The 2,332-nt window shown below is 76.5% G+C and carries 1 protein-coding gene; it reads left to right on the top strand.

What is annotated here, in order from left to right:
• Window positions 1-2,332, top strand: a 2,332-nt coding sequence (locus GVN67_RS28770; protein WP_160000724.1) for an SDR family NAD(P)-dependent oxidoreductase, incomplete at both ends; no start/stop codon positions are given.

Here is a 2,332-nt window from a genome sequence, read left to right on the forward strand (position 1 = left end):
GGCCGAGGGCGCCCCCACCGCCATCGCCGAGGCCGTCGCCACTGCCCTGGGCACGTCGCTGGCCACCGCGCCCGACCCGGCGACCGATGCCGTCTGGCTGCTGGCCGGCGGTGGCCACGACGCCGCCGAGGCGGTGGAAGGCGCCGTGTTGCGCCTGGCCGCCCTGCTGCGCGACCTCGCGGCACGGCCGACCCCGCCGCGGCTGGTGCTGGTCACCCTCGGCGCCCAGGCCGTCAACGCGACCGAAACACCCGAGCCGCTGGGCGCCGCTCTGGCCGCCTTCGCCCGCGCTGCCGGACGGGAATGGCCAGCGCTGCGGCTGGCGGTGCTCGACATCGACCCGGCGGCGCCGGGGCTGGCGGCGGACCTCCCGGCGCTGGCGACCCCGGGCGCCGACCTGGCGCTGCGTCCTGGAAAGCCACCGCTGCACCGTCGTTTCGGTGCGCTCGACCTGCCGGCGCAGCCAGCGCCGCTCTGCCCGCCGGGCGGGGTGGTGGTGATCGCCGGGGGGGCCGGTGGCCTCGGGCGCGCCCTGGCCGAGCATCTGGCGGAACGCCACGGCGCGCGGGTCGCCCTGCTCGGCCGCAGCCCGGCGACGGCGGCGGTGACCGCGACCCTGGAGCGTTGCGCGACCCTCGGCGGCGAGGCCCGGCATTTCCGCGCCGACCTGACCGACCCGGCCGCGCTGGAGGCCACGCTGCAGGCGATCGAAACGCTCTGGGGCGCGCCCGACCTGGTCGTGCATGCGGCGATGGACCTGCGCGACGGCCGCGTCGATAGCCAGGCCGACGCCGAGATCGCGGCCGTGCTGGCGCCGAAGACCCGCGGCCTGGCCGCGCTGACCGCCGCGCTGGACCGGCGCGGCGACGCGGCGCCGCTGCTGCTCTTCTCCTCGGCCAATGCCGAGACGGCCAATCCCGGCCAGGCCGCCTATGCCGCCGCCAGCGCCTTCGCCGATGCCCATGCGCTGGGGCAGACGGCGCGGCGTGTCCTGGTCGCCGATTGGGGCTTCTGGGGGGAGGTCGGCCGCGTCGCCACCCCACAACACCGCGCCATGATGGCCCGCATCGGCGTCCACCCCATCGCCACCGTTGAAGGCTTTTTCACCTTGGGACGGCTCTGGGCGGCGCCGGGCGTCACCCGGGCGATGCCGATGCGCATCGGGCCGCAGGTGGCGCAGGAGCTGGGCGCCGATCCCACCCGGCGCATCCCGGCCGGGGCCACCGCGCTGCTGCCGGCGGCGCTGACCGCCGCCACGGCGCGGCAAAGCCAGGCCGGCGCGCTGCTGCAGGACGCCGCCGCCGGCTTCGCCGCCATCAACCAGCATGCGGCGCTGCTGGCGCTGGCCGCGCTGCGCGGCGCGGGGCTGGAGGCCGGCACCGACGACGAGATCGCCACGCAGCTTGCCGTCGCCCCGGCGCAGCGCCCGCTGCTGGCGGCGGTGCTGGACCTGCTGGAGCGCGCCCATCTGCGCTCCGGCCGCCGCCTGGCCTTCGCGCCCGGCGCGGAGGAACTGGCCGCGAGCGCCGCGGCGCTGGTGGCGCAGGACCCGGCCGCCGCCCCCTATCTGCGGCTGCTGGAAACCTGCTGCGCCAACCTGCCGGCGATCCTCGGCGGGCAGAAGGACGCGCAGGCGGTGCTCTTCCCCGGCGGCAGCATGGCGCTGGTGGCGCCGATCTATGCCGGCAATCCGGTGGTCGACCATCTGCAGGCGCTGCTGGCCGAGGCGGTGGCGGCCGCCGTGGCCACCCGGCTGGAAGCGGAGCCGGCGTCACGGCTGCGCATCCTGGAGATCGGCGCCGGCACCGGCGGCACCACGCGCTTCGTGCTGCGGGCGCTGGCGCCTTACGCCGACCGGATCGACTTCCTGTTCACCGATATCGGCCCGGCCTTCCTGACCGCGGCCGAGGCGGAGTTCGCCGAGACCGCGCCCTTCCTGCGCACGGCCCGCCTGGATATCTCCCGATCCCCTGCATCGCAGGGGATCAACGAACAGAAATACGACATCGTCATCGCGGCGAATGTCCTGCATGCGACGCCGCGCATCGGGGCGACGCTGGCGCATGCGCGGAGCCTGCTGCGCCCGGGCGGGCTGCTGGCGGTGAACGAGGCGACGGCGGCGCAGGACTTCAACACCCTGACCTTCGGCCTGACCCCCGGCTGGTGGCTGTTCGAGGACCCGGCGCAGCGCCTGCCGCATGCGCCGCTGCTCGACCCGCCGCGCTGGCACGCTGCCCTGGCCACGGCCGGCTTCGGCGGCACCGCCGTGCTGGGCGAGCCTATGCTGCAATGCGTCATCCTGGCCGAGGCCCAGGGCGCGCCCGTGGCCCCC

It is taken from the genome of Roseomonas sp. 18066, from assembly GCF_902706185.1.
Taxonomy (GTDB): Bacteria; Pseudomonadota; Alphaproteobacteria; order Acetobacterales; family Acetobacteraceae; genus Pseudoroseomonas.